This window comes from Paenarthrobacter sp. 2TAF44 (assembly GCF_052114885.1).
Lineage (GTDB): Bacteria > Actinomycetota > Actinomycetes > Actinomycetales > Micrococcaceae > Arthrobacter.
The window spans coordinates 13,793-35,066 of record NZ_JBFRFP010000030.1 but is presented as its reverse complement, the minus strand read 5'-3'; the positions used below and the strand labels follow the sequence as shown (position 1 = coordinate 35,066).

The 21,274-nt window shown below is 60.1% G+C and carries 13 protein-coding genes; 4 read left to right on the top strand and 9 right to left on the bottom strand.

What is annotated here, in order from left to right; genetic code table 11:
- Positions 1-43 precede the first annotated feature (43 nt).
- The gene (locus tag AB4Z15_RS21885; protein ID WP_442018934.1) at positions 44-1,321 is read left to right on the top strand and encodes an HNH endonuclease; all 1,278 of its coding nucleotides are present in this window, start codon (positions 44-46) and stop codon (positions 1,319-1,321) included.
- Positions 1,322-1,333: 12 nt separating this feature from the next.
- On the opposite strand, the gene AB4Z15_RS21880 is transcribed toward AB4Z15_RS21885, so the two are convergent.
- The 9 genes from AB4Z15_RS21880 to AB4Z15_RS21840 form a co-directional block, all read right to left on the bottom strand.
- A complete protein-coding gene (locus tag AB4Z15_RS21880) occupies positions 1,334-1,675 on the bottom strand; it encodes a YciI family protein (RefSeq protein ID WP_442018933.1) in 342 nt (113 codons plus the stop codon).
- Positions 1,676-2,002: 327 nt separating this feature from the next.
- The gene (locus AB4Z15_RS21875) at positions 2,003-6,817 is read right to left on the bottom strand and encodes a sacsin N-terminal ATP-binding-like domain-containing protein (protein WP_442018932.1); all 4,815 of its coding nucleotides are present in this window, start codon (positions 6,815-6,817) and stop codon (positions 2,003-2,005) included.
- Positions 6,818-7,466: 649 nt separating this feature from the next.
- The gene (locus tag AB4Z15_RS21870; protein WP_442018931.1) at positions 7,467-8,741 is read right to left on the bottom strand and encodes a hypothetical protein; all 1,275 of its coding nucleotides are present in this window, start codon (positions 8,739-8,741) and stop codon (positions 7,467-7,469) included.
- A 203-nt stretch (positions 8,742-8,944) separates the two neighbouring features.
- On the bottom strand, positions 8,945-10,288 hold the full coding sequence (locus AB4Z15_RS21865) for a hypothetical protein (RefSeq protein ID WP_442018930.1): 1,344 nt from the start codon (positions 10,286-10,288) through the stop codon (positions 8,945-8,947).
- 1 nt (position 10,289) lies between these two features.
- Positions 10,290-12,056 carry an Hsp70 family protein gene (locus AB4Z15_RS21860; protein WP_442018929.1) on the bottom strand — a complete coding sequence of 589 codons (1,767 nt, stop codon included), beginning with the start codon at positions 12,054-12,056 and terminating at the stop codon, positions 10,290-10,292.
- The gene (locus AB4Z15_RS21855; protein ID WP_442018928.1) at positions 12,053-13,201 is read right to left on the bottom strand and encodes a hypothetical protein; all 1,149 of its coding nucleotides are present in this window, start codon (positions 13,199-13,201) and stop codon (positions 12,053-12,055) included. Before AB4Z15_RS21855 ends, AB4Z15_RS21860 begins: the two co-directional genes overlap by 4 nt.
- The gene (locus AB4Z15_RS21850) at positions 13,198-14,064 is read right to left on the bottom strand and encodes a hypothetical protein (protein WP_442018927.1); all 867 of its coding nucleotides are present in this window, start codon (positions 14,062-14,064) and stop codon (positions 13,198-13,200) included. The genes AB4Z15_RS21855 and AB4Z15_RS21850 overlap by 4 nt, the downstream gene beginning before the upstream one ends.
- A 718-nt stretch (positions 14,065-14,782) precedes the next feature.
- Positions 14,783-15,373 carry a DUF4352 domain-containing protein gene (locus AB4Z15_RS21845; RefSeq protein WP_442018926.1) on the bottom strand — a complete coding sequence of 197 codons (591 nt, stop codon included), beginning with the start codon at positions 15,371-15,373 and terminating at the stop codon, positions 14,783-14,785.
- 50 nt (positions 15,374-15,423) lie between these two features.
- Positions 15,424-16,080, bottom strand: coding sequence for a hypothetical protein (locus AB4Z15_RS21840; protein WP_442018925.1), 657 nt, complete (start codon positions 16,078-16,080; stop codon positions 15,424-15,426).
- 239 nt (positions 16,081-16,319) lie between these two features.
- Here AB4Z15_RS21840 and AB4Z15_RS21835 point away from each other — a divergent pair, with 239 nt between their 5' ends.
- From AB4Z15_RS21835 to AB4Z15_RS21825, 3 genes are all read left to right on the top strand, one after another.
- Complete coding sequence (locus AB4Z15_RS21835) at positions 16,320-18,380, top strand: hypothetical protein (protein WP_442018924.1); 2,061 nt, start codon at positions 16,320-16,322, stop codon at positions 18,378-18,380.
- Positions 18,380-20,008: a type I restriction-modification system subunit M gene (locus tag AB4Z15_RS21830; RefSeq protein ID WP_442018923.1), complete on the top strand. Its 1,629-nt coding sequence runs from the start codon at positions 18,380-18,382 to the stop codon at positions 20,006-20,008. The genes AB4Z15_RS21835 and AB4Z15_RS21830 overlap by 1 nt, the downstream gene beginning before the upstream one ends.
- 86 nt (positions 20,009-20,094) lie before the next feature.
- On the top strand, positions 20,095-21,198 hold the full coding sequence (locus AB4Z15_RS21825; RefSeq protein ID WP_442018922.1) for a restriction endonuclease subunit S: 1,104 nt from the start codon (positions 20,095-20,097) through the stop codon (positions 21,196-21,198).
- Positions 21,199-21,274: the final 76 nt, after the last annotated feature.

The following is a 21,274-nucleotide window of genomic DNA, read 5'->3' as shown; positions in this document are numbered from 1 at the left end:
TCCGGGCGGTAAAAATGTCGGTGGCTACTGACATAGTGAAAATATGAGCCGGAGTCAGCAGATACAAGCCACCCAAGCGGTCGCTTCACTGCCAGCACCCGCTCATGCAGGCAGCGTCAGCGGTGACCTGATAAATCAGCTGCGTGCTCTTGAGGACATGAAGTCTGCGATCTCAAGTTTGCAAGCCAAAATAGCCGTGGCCTTTGACCTTGCCCAGCGTCAAGAGCGCGCAGAGTCCGGAGTTCCAGCGGCTGAACGAAGCCAAGGTGTGGCAGCACAGATTGCGCTTGCCCGGCGTGAATCTCCAAACAAAGGTTCCCGGCTTCTGGGACTGGCCAAGGCGCTGGTGTCGGAAATGCCACGGACCTTGGCCGCCCTGGAAACCGGGAAACTGAACGAATGGCGGGCCACGCTGCTCGTGAAAGAAACAGCCTGCCTCAGTGCTGAAGATCGTTGTGCCGTGGATGAGGAACTCGCCCCGGACGCGGGCACGTTCGACGGTGCTGGCGACAAGACCATCATCGCCGCCGCAAAAGCAGCGGCCTATCGTCGTGATCCTCGCTCCGTGACGCAAAGGGCTGCACATGCCGCGTCCGAACGGCACGTGAGCCTGCGCCCGGCGCCGGACACCATGACGATCCTCACGGCGCTACTGCCGGTCGCCCAAGGCGTTGCCGCATACGCCGCGCTCACCCGCCATGCAGACTCAGCACGCTCCGACGGGGACGGCCGGCCCCGGGGACAGGTCATGGCGGACACGCTCGTCGAACGCATCACCGGTTCGCCTGCAGGATTCTCTCGGATCGACCTTCAACTCGTTATGACCGACCGCACCTTGCTACAAGGGGACAGCGAACCCGCAAGACTTACTGGCTACGGCGTCGTGCCCGCAGAATGGGCCAGGGAGCTCCTAACCAGCGGTGAGAGCAAGACAGATCAAGACGTCAGCATTTGGCGGCGACGACTCTTCACGGCACCAAGCACGGGCGAGCTCCTTGCCACTGACTCGAGGGCACGCTTCTTCCCCACGGGCATGAGACGGCTCATCGAAACCCGCGACCACACCTGCCGCACGCCATACTGCGACGCCCCCATCCGCCATTACGACCACATCCTGCCGTGGGCCGAAGGCGGTAAAACCACACTGAATAACGCGGCCGGGCTCTGCGAACAATGCAACCACACCAAGGAAAACCCCGGGTGGAGCGTGAGACCGGAGCCCGCAGAGAGACACACTCTGAAGGTGACCACGCCCACAGGGCATAACTACCACTCAACGGTTCCACCACTCCCAGGCTATGAACGAACCCGACTTGATTGAGCGAGTTTCAGGTCAACTGGCGGGGTCGTACTGGAACTGCCTGAGCTCTTGCGCGCAGCGGCAAGCGACAGCAATCTTCGCTGCCCACTCAACTGCAGCTTCACGTGAGGGCAGTTCCAAAACCGTGTAGCCACCGTTGGGTACTGTGTGCCCTGGGTACGTGCCTTCCACAGCTGCGCCGTCACCGGCAACAAGCACCGGGGCGACGTCCTCATCGATTCCGCCACCGAAGACGTAAACACCAGCAGCCTTGGCTTCTTCGATGACAGCATGCGAGTCACGGGCGACTGCCTCGAATTCTCCTTCCGGGACAACCATGGCCTCACCGGGGAACGAGATCAGGTACTTCGTCATGAGCCTCTCCATTCCTAATGACAAAGCCCCTCACGCCGGCACGGCGTAAGGGGCTTTGAAGATAGCAAGAACTGAATCCTTTGTGAGTTGCAGGTCCATGTGGAAGAAACTTTCAACGAGGAACGGCGGCCGGATCCTGCCTAGGCGCGTACTGACGAGCAGGCATTTGTGGCCAGTCCATGTGGAAGTTTGCGTGTCGCTACAGGCTGAACTACAGGAGGTTCCGGGCAGCTGGATTTAAACAGACCCATCCGTGAATGAAATTGGTCATAGGGATTGAGAGCGAGGCAATGGTGGTGACCGTTGCCATCATGCTCACGTGTAGTCCTAGGTTGGCGAGTCTTTCTCGTGTCGTAACTCCAGGGTGAGTTGATCGGCAGCGGCGAACTCGCGTACTCGGAGTTGAATGGTCCGCTTGCGTATGACGTCTTCCGACTTTGAAGAGGCGAGTGTCCCGAAAGGGTCTTGAACGGCTCTCACGAAGGGTGGGGCGTTTTCGAGATCCGCGCGAAGATTGCCGACGAGGTAGAGCCAGAAGTGACTTCTTAGTTCGCCCCCGGCCGTCTTCCACTCGTTCCAACTCATGGCTTGAACTTGCGCGTCGACTCCGGATGACTTCAGTTCAATCATTCGATCGATTGAACCACCCTTGATGGTCAGGACGTCGAAGCCGGGGTATAGCTCGCTGATGCCCAGCTCAGCGAGCCGGTCAAACACTTGCTCGACTGCGGTGGACTGTTCGATAGCGGCTACGATCATCTCCGGCGAGCTGACGTCGACAATTAGCACGTCCGCATTCTCAGAGGGCGTCTCTCCCGGGAGTACGACGGCCTTCTGCCCGACGAATCGTCGCTCCTCAAATGCGAAGGTTACACGCATGCCAAGTCGGTCAAGTTCATTCAGGTCTGTGCCGGCTGCTGCCCTTGGCGCGCCTGAAGAACCACCCCCTGGGTCACCATGTCGGTCACCCGCGGCTCCGGGTTGACCGTTGCTTCCGTTGGTCTCGTGTTGGGGACCTGATCCCTCGATGCGGATGACTTCTCCGTCTATCAGGAGGTCCTCATAGCGGTGCAGCGGGATACGCGGAGCGGGACGGGTCGCAGCGGGAGGGATTCGGTCTGCGTGCCCGGTGGCCGCTTCTGTTGACTCGCCGTCTGTCGTGTCGAGCTCGTTGCCTTCTGTGCGGTTTGCCAGTTGATCGACCTGATAAGCGTCACCTCCGACATCGGCAAGGTCCTGCTGCACTTCCTCCAGCTTCTCCGCGGCACCGGCCAGATCGAGTAGTTGCTGTCGCTGCGCGGGGTTAGCGTTAATGAACGATAAGAAGGTCTCGACAGTGTTCACTTGCAAAGTCTCCGCGAGCGCCATGGCCAAGGTATGAGCGTCCTCCGCTATCGGAGGCCACGCAGGGCCGGTCCACACGGCGAAAGCTTGGAATCCCGAGTCCTCCGAGCGCCGCACGTAGTACGTCCGCTGCGGAATCTGACCGAGGTTCTGCCCGCGGAATGAACAGCTAAGACTGAGCGAATCCACGGGTTCCAACTTCTCAGCGAATTCAGCCAAAGCCCGACGGTCTGCCCCACTCCGGTCAGCTCGATCGGCACTGAGGCGAGCGAGTAGCGGTGCGACCAGGTCTTGGAGTCCCTGGCGCAAAGTACCGAGGCCGGATGCTTCAAGAGCAGTCTCGCCCGGAATCACCGACCACTCCAACGCACTCTCAAGGAGTGGGGTTCCGAAGAGCTCGCGGAGGGGACGAACTGCTCCCGGCTCGGCCTCAAGAACGAACAACGGCACCTTGTCCCGCACACCGCTCCGTTCTCGGCTGCCAGACACCGACGCGTACAAGACGTCTCGGGCGGCGAGAAACTCGTACCCGGCCGCCGTGCGCGCGGCAAGCGGGGTGCCACTGAGTGGCACCCCGCTGTCCACAGTGCTGCCGACCAGCAGTTCGAACATCTGGCGGTATATCGGTCGCAGTTCCAAGCGCAGTGCCTGGTCGGTGATACCCGACGAGTACATGCGCGAGATGCGTACGCAGAGATCGTGTGCATCCTCGACATTGAACGCGGCCGGAGTCAGCTCGCCGCGGACTTGCAGTTCATCGAGGCAAGCGCGGAGTGTCGACGCCGGTACCCCAATTGGCTGTTTGAGGACAGGAAGGTAGTCGTCAGCAGCCCGCCCGCTGCGGCTCAGACGACGAACGAGCTCCTCGGATCGACGCCACGTTTGGTTTGGACGCCGCGGACCATGGCTCGTAGGGCAAATCGCGTGGTGACGAAGTCGGTAGAGCCATAGATCTGGGCCAGCAGTGACAAGTTCTTCCGACGTTGCTCGGGGTGGAGCCGTTCGCGACGACGGCCATTTGCCGGCTCCAACAAATGCCAACTCGGCCTGGGTATGGCGAGCGTAGGTGTTCCAATTGCGAACCAGGTGATCGAGCAGGTTCTCAGCCACCTCGTTGTCCCTGCGGAGGGCAATCTCGGCGATCTCGTCGAGCAGATCAAGGTTGTGAACCTGGTAGAGATAGTGGTCCGTCAGCTCCCACCGTGGATCAGACGAGAATGCCCCTACGAGATCCGCTTGGTAGTCGGACCAGACCGTTTCCAGACCGGAGAATGCCCAACCACCAGGGAGACCAAGACCCTTCGTATTTGTCCACCCGGTACCCGTGTCGTCAACATCGTGAAAGTGGACCAGTCTCAAGCCACGGCTGACTCCGAGCCAAGCGAAGAAGTTGCGCCACCGATCATCGACGGTGGTCTCAAGGGCTTCGTCGGTGTCGTCATCCAAGTCGACTTCACCTTCGTCGGGATCAGCCGTGGCTGGACTCACGTCGTCTTCTACGTTGACCCCGATGGTGGCAGAGAACTCGGCGAACACGTCGGGCGACGCAAGGAATCGGACTTGCATGACCTCGCCCGCATCGGCCATTGCTTCAACGATTGCCTCGACTGAGTCATCGCCAACCCAGTCGCGTCCGAAGTAGACCTGATGGGCCGGCGCCCAGGTCAACTCCCCTGTGGCATCGGCCCGACACGGAACATCAAGGCGGCTGAGATTGAAGAACGCTCGGTCCGAACCAAGCCGCCCCATGGGGAGAGGCTGGTCGGGTTTGGTGGTTTTTCCGGCCAACCTACAGATCGTGGCGAGCGCTTCGATGGTCCGGTTTGACTCCCGCAATTCGGCATCGGCCGCGGCCGTGCGCGTGAGTCCTGGCAGGACCGCAGCGCGCATGACCTCCTCAAAGCGGAACTCCTTGACGTCGAAGAGCGCATCCCAGGCCTTCATCTGGCGCTCCAGGACTGACCTCTGTTCGGTCCTGCCGAGAATGCCCCAACAGACCCCATGTGCGAGGAACTGCAACTTACGAAGGGGAAGTTCCTCTGGGGAAGAGCGCGGTGGGTAAAACGCACTTTCAACTCCCAGGGCTATCCGCCTGACTGTGCCATCGTCGTTCTCGCCGACAGGGAAGACCGGTTCCAGCCGGGCGCTCTCCTCCAAGGCCTGGCGATCCGCCGCATCAGATCGTTCCCAGAGGAGCGCGCAGAGATCAAGAACTGGGTCAACCCGATAACGAGAGTCGGGGCCAGATCTTAACGCTGCCTTCTCTGTAGCGAGGTTGTGCGCAAGAGCGCGTAGTGAGTTAATCGGGCTGAGTGCCACTGCCCCGTAGGCCGCGCACACCGCGGCAAGCGTTCCTTCACAGAACTCCGGATCAGGGAATTGTCTGCCGTTCAGAACGCAGTCCTCCCTGAGCAGGTCAGCGAAGGCGGACCCCTCTGCGTTGAGTACGGGCGATGGAAAAACTGCCTCATTGAGGGCGAGCTCATTCGGTCCTGAAGGCAGGAAGCGGGCACCTGTCATTGCGCTAGCAATGGCGTCGGCAAGGAGTCCGCCCGCCGACCCGGAGTCGCTTTCGTCTCGATCCAGAACTTGCAGGACGTAGCGTGGGCCACCCTCGGCAAGGAGGTGAGGCATGAGCATCTGCACGAATGTCTCGGCTGCGCGGCGTACGAGGTATCCGTTGTAGTTCGATGGGGTTTGCGCAACTTGAATGTGCTGCCGTGAAAGGTCAGTCGTGAAGGCCCCGTTGACCAGTAGAGAGCAGGAGGAAGGCTCCTGCGTAGGCAGGAAGACGTGAAACCGGCGGTCCTCCGTCTTGACCCGCGGGTCGTCGGCAGCCCGGACTGCGACCGACACTTCGGTGACGTCCACGCCCTCCCATGCGGGCCCGGTCAAACCATCGCGGTGGTCGCCGATTCGCACGTTGCCGTCGTGAGCAATCCAGTAGCGGTCGCCGTGACCTTCACGATTAACCAAGTCGACTCTGAAGAGGCCCGACTCCGTGAGTCCGGCGCAACGCTCGACGCCAACGGAGGTCACTCGGTGCCTTTCCAAGAGCCACTGTCGGTCTGACTCCTCACGGGAGGTCGCAACCTCAATGACCACTTCTTCAAGGTGCTTCAGGAAGAGCACGCTTGTCATCGGAAGGTGCAACAGTTGATGCGCGAGCGCCGCCTGCTCCGCAGAGCTAACTCGTTCGTGGAACGGGAATCGAAACGCGCTGTGATAGCCGGCTGCCCGGAGTTGGTCCCAAGTCTCGTGCACCTCGGTGATCGCCCACGGGAATCGCATCGCCGGCACCCCTCGGACCTTGCCGCGGTCAAACTCGTTCCACAGCCGAGACACCTGTGCTTCTGCCTGCTCCCGTCCCAGCCGGAAACTAACCGTTTCGGAGTAGGCCTCGGGGCTGTCGGTGATTTCGAGGACCGACTTGAAGCCCAACCCCTTATGACCGATGCTTGCACGCTTAGGGCCGCCTGACTGCGCCTTGGAACTGGCTCCCAAGCCGCACAATCCACGAATGTCGGCGTCGGTGAAGGGGCGTCCCGTGTTAGCAACCCACAGCTCCGTGTCGGTGAGTCGAAATAATACTCGGTCCTCGGTCGTCGCAACGCCAACTAGTGCGTCATCCGCATTCTGAAGGAGCTCGTACACGAGACGGCCGCGATAGTCATGGGCGACTTGCGCCTCTTGGCTGACGTCCTCCTGGAGCCGGCCCTGTGACGCGCGATAAACAGCGAGGTTCTCACGGCAAATGCGCTCCAGGATGTCATCGGGCGGGGTCGTCGTGGCACTCACCTATGTATTCCATCACATGGTTCCGACATAGAGTGCGTGGATCTCGCGAGGATCTGCAATTCGGCAACTGCGCCTGAGTGCACCCACTACGATTGAACCTGATTAGGCCAGCAGTCAGGTACCCCTATAACTCACCAACGTTTCATCGATCGCAAACGTGTGACTGCCGCCCTCACGAACGTGAGGGTAGATGAGGTTCATGATTTGGTTACGTGCGGGTGGTTGACGCGATCGCGACCAGCCCATTTGCAAGCTTGCGGTGGACCGTAACCGTCACTGGTTGAACTGCAATTTAGCACTCTGTCGACTGGCTGAATTGTCAGACTCCGTATTGCTTGAGGACCTGCGGATTAATAAGGGAACTCGTGCTGGCCCACGTCGCCGCGCCGCTGCGCGACCTTCATGGCTACCCGAACCGCTTCAACCCGCATGTAGTTGAACGTCCCACGACTTCTCCCTGCGACGCGTTGCTCTTCTTCGGGGACCGGGCGACCAAGCGGTCGTACTCCTGGCGCCCTCCCCGTCCTCTGGAAGGGAATCCTCGGCCTGAAAGTCACGTAGACGTCGGGAAGGGCGTGGCAGTGTTCGCCTATGTTGCGGTTCCTTGTAGCGCCGCCCTCCATGGCCTCGGACCGTAGGCGTTCGCGATTCATTCCTCAGGCACCCTCTCCGGCGCGTCAGCATTGTTTCGCTTCCGCGATTTGAACAGACCAGCAACTCTCCCAGTCGCTGCGCCCGTGGCGCCGGCCAAAGCACCACCCAGCCCTTTGATCGCCGACAATGCCTGCGGCTCATCAGGTATCCCGTCTCCATCAACGTCCACGGCACGGAACGGCTGGGACACGGCCGCGGCGGCGCCTGCCACCCCTGATCCGACAGCAGTGGCACCGGTCGCGACCCCTTCCCCAACCGTGCTGGCCGTCCCTGTGATCCAACTTCCTGTGGATTTCGCAGCATCCTCCAGGGCCGCAAGAGCCCGGCTGGGCTCCGACTCCCGAGTATCGGCGTCTGAGGACTTGTCCTGAAGAGCCAGATGTTCGGGGAACTCCTCCGGAGCCTCGGGGAACGCGGACCGAGCTGCCACGACCACATCGCGCCCAAAAACGAAACGGCTGACTCCTCCTGTCAGGGCACCCACGCCGTATTCAATCGCTGACTGCTGTTTCCCGCTCAAGGTCTCACGCACGGTATCCAGCTGACCCGTCTGGATGGTTCTGACGAGACTTTGCGCGGCCCCGCTTGGCAGTGTGTCTGCAAGCGTCGTTGCCCAATGGGACCAGTCACCACTGGCAAGGGCGAATTTGTGACCAACTCCCACCACTCCATCGAGAGACGTCTCCGCGACATCCTTGGCCATGGTTGCAATCTGCTTCTGGCTAACGGCATCGTTGGTGAGTCCGTAGACCAGAGCATGCGCCTGATCTTGGTCGAGGTCCATCCCGTGAATGTCTGCGAGGGCCAGGCCAAAAATTGCCGTGATCTCAAACTGAAGCTGCTGATCACCGGCAGGGAGAAGCGCGGCCACACGGTGAGCACCGGTTTTCGCAGCACCCAGGGCCATGTTCTTAGCGGCCAGCTTGGCCGCCTCCTTGGCCGTTACCTGCACAGTCTTCTTCGCGGCCTGCTTGCCCGCGGTCTTTAGACCCGCGGCCGCGACTCCTCCACCCGGGATGAGGGAAATGCCCACCTCAGCGACGATGGACCCGGCAGTGATGGCTGCACCTGCGGCTGTGATCGACGTGCTGTAGTGCCGTTCCAGCAACTTGATCACTTCCGCGGGACTCGCCTCCGGACGCCGGCGCCGAATCCTCATGACGTACTTGCGGGCGATCGAGTGACGGGCGCTGACCGCCTTCGCGATGTCTGCGTTGGCGCCTTCATCATCGAGCTGGGTCTCCAGTGTCACGTTTTCAGTCTCGGTCATTGTGCTCTCCCCCTTTAACCACAGGCTCAACCCTGAGCCTTTTCACTAATGCTGCAATTCTGTTCCCGGCAGAGGGTCCCAACGCTCCTCTGCCGCACCGTCATCAGTGTCCCGCATGCTGCGGCCACCCTTGGCGCGCCACGCGGCACCACTCCCGGCCACACCCACTCCCAATGCAAGCCGCCCGGTAGTTAGTACCGTCCTCATATGGAGCGAAGCCGCTCGATGTGACGGCGCTGTTCCTTATCGTCTTGCTTGACGTGCACGCTGACGAGGACGCGGTCGCCGTCCGGCTTGTAGTAAATGCGCCCCATGTCCTCGCTGCCAGCAAGCCCCGTGGCAAGTTTCGAAACCTCGCGCCAGCCGCGCATGCCTTCCAAATCCTTGCCCACAACCTCGCCCATATCAATCTGCACCAAGGAGCGCATCATAGACGCTGATGAATCGAGATTGGCCAATACTTCAACGCTGTCGAGAACAAAGGTCAGCCGCGAGAAGGCCACATCCAGAAATCCAGGAACACCACGACGAGGTGCTCGGCCCGTCGCGTTACCTCGACGTCGCACTCGCTCCTGTTCCCCGAATTCTTGGAGCCGTTCTTGTAGGTCGACGACAATTGCCTCGAGTGTCAAAATCCGTACGTCTCCCTGTTCCGCCTGATCACGGAAGCCCGCCAGACTGCTGCGAAGTTCGGAGTTTTCCGCGAACGCCAGTTCGAGAAGTTCTTCGGTCTCGGCCTGACGTTTCAGCAGTATTTTCGTTTCAACAGCTTGCCGCGGATCACGGCTCAGCTCTCCAAGCTGATCTTGTAATGCCTTTTGATGATCTAGGGCCCGATCCAAATCGTTGGAGAGTTTTGACTCCTGACTTGAGGCGGCAATGAGCCGCTTTCTTAGGAGCAAAGCTTCAGACTCAGAGGTGCTGAGACGCTCCCTGAGTTCGGCCGTCAGATCGACCAATTGCTCGATCTGTGCTGCGAGATCCTCTAGCGGCGAAACTGACGGTGCCGGAGCGGGCGCAGTTGTTGGCTCCGCTGACGCAGGCGAAAAGACGGCGGAGATCTGAGCCACGACCTCTTCGTGGCTACCTTTAAAACGGAGCCGAGCAAACCAGTCGTAGAACTTCCCCTCGCGTGTGGGACGATGGCTGACGTCCCACCTCTGGACCGAAAGACCCCCGGCCTCGAGTGCTTCGACGACATCCGTTGCAAGTCGCTCAGGGGCGTTGAAGACAAGGTAATGACCAAAGCGATTGGTCTCGACCTCCCACTCACCGTGGAAACCCAGGAAGATCTGCTGCGCACGGACGTCATCAAATTGCGGCGCGTATGGGATAGAAGCCCCTGCGAAAAGGAACCTGCTACAGTCTTCGATTTCCCACGACGCGCCCGAGATGTCGACCACATTGTCGGCAAACAACGGATACACGGCTCCGTCGTACACGACGCCGGCATGTCCGTCCGGAGTTATTCGGACGGGCCGACGAACCAACTCGGCGACTTCGGACGCACCAGCTTGGATACGCACAACGACTTGCTTAGATGCCATTTCAAGCTACCGAAGCGCACCTACAGGCGGGATCGCCCCACTTACGCTTACAGACGGCACAGGGCTTGTAGTAGAGGTGCTCGATGAGTTGCTCATCAGTGGCTTGGTCCGGACCAGGGAGCCTCGAAAAGGCATGAGGCCTATGCTGATAAAACACGTCTCCGGGAACCAACCTCGTATCCTGTTGATCGGCTACGTTGGCACGGGCAATAAGGCCGTCATCGGGTACGTAGGCCTCGGTGTCAGCAATATCTATTGGTCCCAGGTCATTGCTGCCAGGGAGTCCGATGCCAAACTCAAGATCAAAGTAGGACGCATGTGCTTCGTCGCCCCGCTGCTTGGACATAGCGCTAACAGACAAGATGAGGTTATCGTCGACCTTTACGTCTAGTTCCAGCCGCTCGACCAGAGGTGGTGCTGTTTTGTCCACAGCAATGGCTACCATTCCGAGCGACGTTCTCGGATCGCTAGCTTGGGGTTGATCAGCAAGCTCAGTTGGCGCCACTATGGAGAACTTTGCCAGGCCGTCAGTCGGGTCGGTGCAGTACAAGTGGAAGCGGTCTTGACATACCTCGCCATCATTCGGCATGGTCGTTCCGGCCCTCAGCAGTGGAAGGCGTGAACCACGTGCCATTTCTAGTTCAATGGGCTTTGCCAGCACCAGCCGCTGTGAGTCATGGGCTATGCGTGCTGCTCCCTGCGAAACAAGCGTCGCACTGTTCACAGGGACGAGCACTCGTTCAGGCCCGAACAGCTCGTGCAGTCGGCTCCGTATGCTTGGCATCGCGGCCATGCCGCCAGCAACCAGGCAAAGTGAGACTTGAGCGGGAGCCATGCCGACGCTGTCAAGGAGGGCTTCAATCTCCCTGATACCGGATGTCACAAGAGGTCGTGTAATCGCGTCCAGCTCTTGCCGCGTCAGCGGGTATTCAAGCGTGTCCTCGGACTCTGGGAAATAGCCTGGACGATAGAAAGTGACGCTCGGTCGCTCCGAGAGCGCAATCTTGTTCCGTTCCGCATCCTGCAACAGTCTGAGGCGCGCTTCCTTCGTGGGGTGATCCGACTTGGATATCCCGTGCTTCGTAGAGAATCGCGCCACGACCTCGTCACGTATCACTTCATCGAATTTGTCGCCCCCGACTGTGTCAGTTCCCCCGTTGCGGAGTTGCAGGATCCGCCCCGGCTCAATTCGGCAAAGTGTGAGGTCGAGGGTACCGCCACCCCAGTCAACAACCAGTACGTTGCGTCGCATCAGGCCGCGGATTTCGCTGTCGGTGTCCGCTGCACCGCGAAGGTAGCCGTACAGGGCTGCAAGTGGTTCGTGAACGAACTGAGCTACAGAGATTCCGGCATGGGCGAACGCTTCTCGAAGAGCCGCGCGTCTCGGGCCGTTCATGTTCACTGGAATCGTGACCACTGCACGGTCCAGTTCGCCCAGCACGTGTCGCTGACTGCTTCGACGTGATTCTGAACGGACGTGGCGAATCACATCTGCAACAATCTCGATGGGGCTGCGGTCGACCCCTCCGACAGTCACTGATTCCTCACCCAGGAGAAACTTTGGGGAGCGCACGGTGTTGCCATACACGCCGAGACCGACTTCCTCAAGCGCATGGCGCGCCTCGCGTCCGACGACGACTTCCTCGCCCTCGTATCGAACGACAGATGGGTGCGGCAGGCCTTCATCGTCCAAGACGTCAATAACACGGTTCCCAACCACCACAGAAACCAGACTGTTAGTCGTTCCGAAATCAAAACCTGCAATCATTGCACTCCCCCATCCAGTTCCTTAAGGCGCTTGACCTCACCACCGATTGCAGTGAGTGCCCTGTCCACGAACTCCTCCGCTACACCTGTGCTTCCGTGGCGAAGGGCGTGAAGCCCGTCCCCCAAAAGCTCAGCCTGAGTAGAGAGCCGTCGAATGACCTGCGTTCTAAGGGCTTCATAGTCATCGACGTGGTGGCTCTTATCAACCACGCGGTTGCTTTGCTCTACCGAAAGCCGCTGGGCAAGTTCATTGGCTTTGACCGCCAACTCCGCAGCATCTGCTCTTGCCTTCTCTAGATCTGCTGCCAGTCTTTTTCCCAAAGCCTCGGCCGTTATGGCACGAAGCTCCTGCTCACGCGCTTGTGAAATGGCCTTCCCTGTTTCACTCTTCGAGTCACGGAGAAGAATTTCGAATTGTCGCGAGATCTGGCTCAGCGCTTCTGTGTTCTTCGCGGTCGCCAGAAGAGCAGCTGTCTTATAGGCGCTTGGCAGCACCGGCGCGTCCCAGACCCATGCAGCCATATCCTGAATGAACTGCCTCGAAGTCCACCGATCGCGGAGAACGCGGAAGAGCTCCAAGGCGGAGACGGCGTTGGCGCTCAACCGAGCCCTGCTCGCGTCGCTGAACTCGGATTCCGCTTCCAGCCCCAAGTCGCTGAATGTGATTTGCTTGGCAGCACGGTTAACCTCTTCGGCAGTAAGCATTTTCAAGGGCTGCTGCTCCGTCAAACGCTCAATACGCCCCTCGAAGAGTTTGTGGCTGGCAAAAGCCACGACAACCAAGTCGAGAACGCGGCGACGCACGAGCGGTTCTGAACCAAGCTCAGCCAATACAGCCAATAGACTTTGTGGCACGGCAAACAATGGATCTCCCGCAGCTAACTGCCGAACGGTATCAGTTTCTGCTTGCTCGTCCTCTGGGCGCACGGAGAGCTCGAGCAGATCCTTGCGGGACAGGTTGAGCTTGCGTCCCGCTTCGCTATATGCATATTCCATCAGCGTGAGGATCGTTTTGGGCCGTTCTCGCTTGCCACTGTCGTTGCCTTGATAGGGCGGCTGGGGGCCGCTGGTCGGAGATTCCATGCCCTTGGGCGAGTCGGAGCCATTCGCCATAGAAACACCCGTGGGCCCGTCGTCTGTTGTCACTTTTCAAGAACTCCTTGACCTTTGGTTCGAGGTTGGAAATTGGCATACCATTTCTCGCTCAAACGGCTATGCCTGAGGCTTTCGGCGTGCCGCACTGCTGTAGGAACGTCACCTACAGCGAGCGCGTGCTCAGCTGCTACGAGGTGGAGCTTGAGGGCGTCGGGTGGTCGCTGGGAGCTAATATTTGCGGCCAGCTCTGCCATGTCTCCGGCTGCTGTCCCGTCAAGTGGCAGTGCTGTCCACCTGAGCACTTGTTCGATTATCGAATCACTGAGTGCAACATCCAGACTTGGGTGTGGCGATTGTGAAAGGGCAGCGGGTAACCAATTTTCCCCTTTTAGAAGCGCCTGCAAGCGTAAAGACACTTCCGCTACACGTTGGCTCTTGGTTTTAGTCATGGCGCGTTCGAACTGGTTGTAGTGGAAAGCCACGATGCCACAAATAGCCTCGGCTGGAGGGCGGTCGAAGCTTCCTAGAATTCCTACAGCCCGATCGTATTTGCCCTCATAGTCACTGCTCTCACGCGATCGCTCGGAAATTTCCGCCCCAACAGCGTCCTCGCGCGCCAGGACGCCGTAAAGGTAATTTGCAAGTCCGGATTGATACCTGGCAGCAGTCGGATATTGCTTGCAGCGCATGATGAAGTCGTCGATGGACCGGCGACTCAGCTCCCCCCCATCGACCAAGCGCGCCAAGGCAGCGTCCACGCCGTCAAGGTCCTCCATATCAGCGAGAGCAAACTCGAACTGAAAAGCCTGCACAACATCCAGATTCGAAAGCATCACGTCGACAACACCACTCCGCTGCGACGACAAAAATGCTGCAGCCCCTCCGATTGAAATTGTCTTGCCGTTGATCTTCACAGCGTCAGCTGTGCGTATAACCCAATCCTTTGCGGTGGTTTCGCTGGTGATGGTTAGGCGACTCCTGCCGCACTCCCGCCCACTGAACACGAGAACAGGGCGTCGCACCGGGTGACCCTCAAAAGTGTGTACGCGGAGATCCCTGGCCGTTGAAAACTCCACCCCGCAGGTTGTACACCGAAAGGTCATCTGTTTGGGCTCCGCGAATGAACTTGAACCTTCGCCTGTAGGCTCATGGAATTCCATGTAGCCGGTGTGCCAAAAACCCACTATCTTTCGACCTGCCCGACAAACGGTTGAAAATCAGTGGGCGTTGGGCGGCAGAGGTCATGCACCCAATGCTCTTTCTCCGCGTGGCGCCCTTGCAGATCTCCGGACCTACTCATGCCTTTCCTTTCGACGAACCCCCAAAGCCGATCAGCCATAGCTGAGCAAGCCGCTTCATTAATTCGAGATGATATCCCTGCCGGGAGTGGCGTCGCATACGCAACGCTCCCATTACGCTTTTAGGACTCAACTCTTCCCACCTGTCCGAGTTGTGGGCATGGTGCACTATTCGTGCTTCGCAATTCGTGTTCTTGTCCATGAGTGGTTCCTCACCCACCGCCTCGCCCACTCCTGCTAAGTAAGGAACACCTTCCAAATCGGACGCTTTGTAAGAGTGTCCTACCGAAGAGAGCCGACCAGTTGTGCATCAGAGGTTTCAAGAACTGGCAAATTACGGGATCTGGATCCGCGCCGCTTCCTGCAGCAGCGGATCAGAGATCATGACGGTGGCGGCGCCGGGCGCAATATCGAAGGCAATGTTTCCCCGCGCCTTATCGCCGGGCAGAATCTCGCCGGATCCCAGCTGATTGTCGGCGAACAGACTCATGTCCGCCTTTCGACCATTTGCATCCTTCGCCGAGAAGTAGAGCGGATTGGAGCTCGTCTTGCCGGATTCCGTTTCCCAAAGCACATCCAAGAGCAGGTAGGTGCCATTCTTGGGAGCGGTGGCGAAGGCGCCGGTGGTGACAGAGTCGGCGCGGACGGCGGACACGACAGTGATCCTTGCGATGTTGCCGTTGCGCATCTTCACGGAGAACGGAACGCCGACCTCAGGCGCCGCGGGCGCGGCAGGAGCGGATGCAGTGGTGGAAGCGCTCGGGCTGGAGTCCTCAGCCGGCTTGCTGCCGCTGGAGCAGGAGCCCATGAGGAGGCCCACCAGCAGCACGCCTGCGGGCACAACCAACCGCTTTTTTGTGTAGAACGACCGGGCCGCAGGTGCACCGGCGGCAGGCGGAACAGGGGCAAAGTTCTGGTTAGTCATGATGATGCCTTTCAGTGATGCGATTGGATGATGCTGCTGAGTAGCAGTGGCTACTGCTTTTCCCATTTGCCGCAGCGGGTTGAGTTGAAGTCCTGCCCTGCTGAGAGGGTGACCACTGGCCGTCCGCCGCCGGGGATGTCGTTTTCGATGATGTCGTTGCCGTTGCTGCCGCTGCGGTAGATGCCCCAGTAACAGGTGGATCCCACCTCGGCCGCTGCCCGGTAGGTACCGGGTTCGATGTCGGTTCCCACAGTCCAGGTGCCATCGCCAACCGTGCGTGCCGCCTTCGCTTTTTCGGCACCGGTCACGGCGTCCTCGCGGGCCTTGACCGCCGCCTCAGCTGTCTTCACGGCAGCATCGGCCTCGCCGACTTCGGTCTCCCTAGCCCCAACCTTGGACTCGCGGGACGCCATACCGTTCTCAAGGGTGTCGTATTTGCCCTTCAACGAGGCGTAGCTGGAAAGTGCCGCGTCCCGCTCAATCTCGATAGTGGACTTCTCGCCGGTAAGGGATTTATAGGCCGGACTTTCCTTGGGATCCGGCAACGCCGTTCCAAGGGCTGCTCCTCCGGCAAACAGCACGATGGCGGCTGCAGCCAGCAGGACACGATTCCGGCTGCGCCTCGTCACCGGGGCAGGACCACCGTTCGCGGCGTTATACACCTGCTCACTGTCGAGGTTCTCCCCCGGTTCAATTTCGTTGTTCAACTTTTTACCCTTCCTATTCCACGAGTCCTGCAGGTCGGCGGCGGGATACCTCCCCCAATGTGCGGTTTCCCGCCGCCGCTGCAACCCTGGTAGATTTCCCGGCCTAGCTGCAGGAAGAAGCTAACGCCCGTCCGGCATTCATTTTGGATGTGATGCTGATAAGTGGGGTTATCAAAAGAAATCCTGTGTTCGTGTGGCTTTCAGCTAGGCTGTGGGAACATTCATCGAAGGCGGCAGCAATGGACGCAGCAGCGCACACACTGCGCATGACACTGTCGGATGTCGCATCCCTCTCCCAGGTTCAGCGCCCCGTTGTGTCCATGTGGCGGAAGCGGAGCAGCGGAGGGCCCCTGCCTTTCCCGGCACCAGCAGAAACCGCGGACGGCGTCGAAGTCTTCAACGCGGACGAAATCGTCGAATGGTTGCAGGCGACCGGTCGGGGCAACAACCCTGAGGCAAGGAACGACGTCGCCGTTTACGCCAAGCCCGCGACGCCCACCGTTGCGCTGAAGGACGGCCGCAAGACCTTCGATGGCCTGACCGCGCTGCTCGCCTTGAAAGTCATCACCGGACAGGTGCTGGGCAACCGGAGTGCAAGCGTTCTGCTGGATGAGGCCGACGAGGCTGACCCCGATGACCTGTTCCTTTATTCGGAACTCGACGCCCTGGGCTCTGCACTTCCCGGGCTGGCCAGCTTTGCCGACAGGTTGGCGGACAGCGCATACAGCGCACAAGCGGCGTTTGAAAAACTGCTGACGCGCCGCTTCAGGGAAGGCTACAGGGAGCTCGCCGACACCGCTCTCACCGCTGCAGCCCTCAAGCTCGTCAGCACCGCAGCCATAGAGCTCGCGGCTACGTTGGACAGCACGCCCGTGTTCGTCGACGCTACGCCGGGCGGGAGCGACGTAATGCTTAGCATCGCCCAGCAGTTCAGCGAATCAGAGTCACTCACCTTTTTGGCAGCTGATCACGACGGCGGTGCCTCGCGTTTGGCGCACCGGCGCTTGGCGGTGCATTGTACGGAAAGTTGGCCCGTTAGGGTTGACGCCAAGGGGGCCTTTACGGTCACAGGTCCCGCCGTCCACGTGGCGCAGTATCCTGCACCCGGCCAGCCCGGGCTGGACACCAAGGGCAGTTTGTCCGGCATCGAGAACATTGTGCTGCAAATGGATGACGCCCAGCGCGCGGTGGTGATCGCACCTGCCCGGGTCTTGACAGACGTTCTTGGGGGTGAGGCGGGAAACATCCGTGCCGATCTGCTGCGGTCCGGTCGGGTAAGGGCCATCATTCGGCTCACCGCTGGGCTCCTCCGGGCAAAGCCACGAGAGCCGCAGGCACTGTGGGTCTTGGGGCCGTCTTTTGCCGACGTACCCATCGCAGACCGGTGGACCATGGTCGCAGACCTCAGCACCACACGGCTGACCGTCGATGTGAACCAGGACCTTATCAGCGACGTCGCCGCGTCGATGGGCAGCCTCGCCACCATCCGGGCACATTCCTTCCGGTTCGCCCGGCTGGTGCAGACCCGCACTCTTCTTGCCGGAACCGGCGCCCTGGTCAACCTGCCGTCCAAAAGAACGTGGACGGCAGCGCCCGGCGCCGAGGCTGCACTCCGCATCGACGAACTTGTCAGGACCCTTGCCACAGAGGCAGCTAGCGACACCAAGCTTCTCAGTGCTCAGCCTGCGGCCGTCCATTCCTCCCTCACCGCAGCCTCGGCGCGGGAACTCATGGACTCCGGATACCTAAAATACGTCAAAGGCATCCGGGTCAATGAAATGCACCTCAATACGACCGGGGGAAGCAGGATTCTAGGCCGGCAGGAACTGCTGGCCCCGCACGGTGCCCCACCGCGCTTCATTAACCTGCTGGACTTCGCCGCCAACTACCCCGCCGGACGGCTGACCGAACCGGGCGACGTTGTATTCTGTACCAGCCCGCGGCCCGCAGCAATGGTGGACGCGGAGGGCGGCGCCGTCGTCGTCTTTCCGGCCCGGATCCTGAGGATTGACCAAGGTGACCCGGGGGGCCTGCTACCCGCCGTCGTCGCAAAAGACATCAACAACCTCAACCGGGCAGACAAGACTTGGCGCAACTGGCAACTGCGCCGCACAGGCGAATCTCAGCGCCAGGCCCTTAATAACGCCCTGCAGCTGCTGCACCACGAGCAGGCCCAGGCCCGCGAACGGCTCAAACAGTTGGAAGAACTCGCTACCCTGATTACGGACGGCGTAGCGGGCGGAAGCCTCACCCTGACAGACCCCATTTCCACCGCCGTACCAGAAGAAGGAACTGCATAATGCCCCCGAAAGTGAAGGTGGACCTCGCCCCGTCCACTATGAAGGAACTCAAGGACACACTCTGGAAAGCGGCGGACAAGCTTCGCGGCTCAATGGATGCCTCACAGTACAAGGACGTGATCCTGGGGCTGGTGTTCCTGAAGTACGTCTCGGACGCTTTTGAGGAACGGCGCGAACAGGTTCAGGCCGAGCTGGAAGCCGAGGGCCTCAACGAGGAGCAGATCGCCCAGCTGATCGACGACGTGGACGAGTACACCGGCCGCGGCGTGTTCTGGGTGGCACCCCGGGCACGATGGACCTACCTCGCGGAGAACGCCAAGGGCCTTGACTCAGTGGACGCCGCCGCGCCCAAGTCCATTGGCCTTCTGATCGATGAGGCCATGGAGCTCATCATGCAGGACAACAAGAGCCTGGCCGCCACGCTGCCCAAGATCTACAACCGGGACAACGTGGACCAACGCCGTCTAGGCGAGCTACTGGACCTGTTCAACTCCGCACGGTTCACCGGTCAGGGTGCCAGCAAGGCTCGCGACCTGCTCGGCGAGGTGTACGAATACTTCCTGGAAAAGTTCGCGAAGGCTGAAGGCAAGCGCGGCGGCGAGTTCTACACGCCTGCCGGGGTAGTCCGAGTCCTTGTTGAGGTGCTGGAGCCGCACCGCGGGCGCGTGTATGACCCCTGCTGCGGTTCGGGCGGCATGTTTGTCCAAGCCGAGAAATTCCTGGCGGCGCACCACCTGGAGGGCTCAGACATTTCCGTGTACGGCCAGGAGCTCAATGAGCGCACCTGGCGGATGGCCAAGATGAACTTGGCCATCCACGGCCTCAACGCCAATCTTGCCTCGCGCTGGGGCGACACGTTCGCTCGCGACCAGCACCCGGAGCTCACTGGGAACAACGGCGCGGACTTCATCATGGCCAACCCGCCGTTCAATATCAAGGACTGGACCCGCTCTGAGTCCGACCCGCGCTGGAAGTATGGCGTCCCGCCGGCCGGCAACGCCAACTACGCCTGGATCCAGCACATTGTTTCCAAACTGGCACCCGGCGGCAGCGCCGGCGTGGTCATGGCTAACGGCTCCATGTCCTCCAACTCCGGAGGCGAAGGCGAGATCCGTGCCCAGCTGGTGGAAGCCGACCTTGTCTCCTGCATGGTGGCGCTGCCCACCCAGCTGTTCCGCAGCACCGGCATTCCGGTCTGCACATGGTTCTTTGCGAAGGACAAGACAGCCGGCCCACGTGGCTCGGTGGACCGGACTGGTCAGGTGCTCTTCATCGACGCCCGGAACCTGGGCCACATGGTGGACCGTGCCGAGCGTGCCCTGTCCGACGGCGACATCGCCAAGGTCGCCAACACCTACCACGCATGGCGCGGCACCGCTTCCGCTGTTGAAGCAGGGTTGACGTACGACGACGAGGCGGGCTTCTGCTACTCGGCTTCACTTGCCGAGATAAAAGCTGCGGACTACGCAATGACCCCTGGGCGGTACGTGGGTGCGGCTGAGGTGGAGGACGACGGCGAGCCGATCGAGGAAAAGATTGCGCGGCTTTCAAAGGATCTCTTGGAACAGTTCGAAGAGTCCGAGCGGCTGGCGGCTGCTGTGCGCGCGCAGTTGGGACGGGTTTCGTGAACGGCTGGTCTGCAAAGAAACTTGGCGCGCTCACAACTAAGATTGGTTCAGGGGCTACGCCTAGGGGCGGGTCAAACGTGTATCAAATGTCCGGCGTCGCACTTATCCGCTCCCAGAACGTGCTCGACAACATGATGAAAAATCAGGATATTGCATACATAACTGACGAGGCAGCCCGCGCCCTTCAGGGCGTCACGGTAGAAGAACGAGATGTTCTGATTAACATTACCGGCGACTCCATAGCACGGTGCTCCGTTGTGGACCCCGAAATTTTACCCGCCAGGGTCAATCAACATGTCGCAATCCTCCGAACAACATCCGATCTCGACCCGAGGTTCCTTCAACGATTCCTGGTGAATCCATCGTTGAAGGACAAATTGCTTTCTATAAGCAGCGGGGGAACGCGGAATGCACTCACCAAGGCCGATCTCAGCAACCTCGTTGTTACTTTCCCGGAGATCAAAGAGCAACAATCGATTGCGGACGTCTTGGGTGCCCTCGACGACAAAATCACCGCCAACACCAAACTCGCTGCCACCGCGGATGATCTGCTGGCAACGAAATTTGAGTCAATTGTTGATGCCCAAACCCAACTTGTTCGACTCAGCGACCTTGCTGAAGTAAATAGGTCGACTTTGAAGCCCTCCCCTGGCGGACTGCTCAGATACGTGGACATCGCCTCAGTCGGAGTGGGTTCTTACGTGTTCCCACCTGCTACCCCCTGGGCCGCCGCACCGTCACGAGCTCGCCGGGCTATCCGCAAAGGGGACATTCTGTGGTCAACCGTGCGCCCGAATCGACGGTCTCATGCACTCAACCTCTCCAATGATCCGTTACTGGTAGGTTCTACTGGCCTGGCCGTCCTGAGTGCACGGACCGTTGGCTGGGCTTACCTTTACGAAGTCACCCGTCGGCCGGAGTTCACGTCCTACCTGGAGACTGTGGCGGAGGGCAGCGCTTATCCAGCCGTGCGCGCCGACATGTTCGGGGAAGCGTTGGTGCCAGTGTCTGACGAAGCAAGCCAGCGTTCCTTTGAGCAACTTGCCGAACCTCTGCGGGAACAACTCCACTCGCTGTATCAAGAGAACCGTGCCCTCGCCGCAACCCGCGATGCACTTCTCCCCCAGCTCATGTCCGGCAAGCTCCGCGTCAAAGATGCGGAGAAGGTCCTGGAGAACGCCGGTGTGTAGACGCGCAGTGCGCTTGTAGCGGGCGCTTGGGGACAGCCCGAAGCCTGAGTATTGAGAATAGATGGAATTGGGGGAT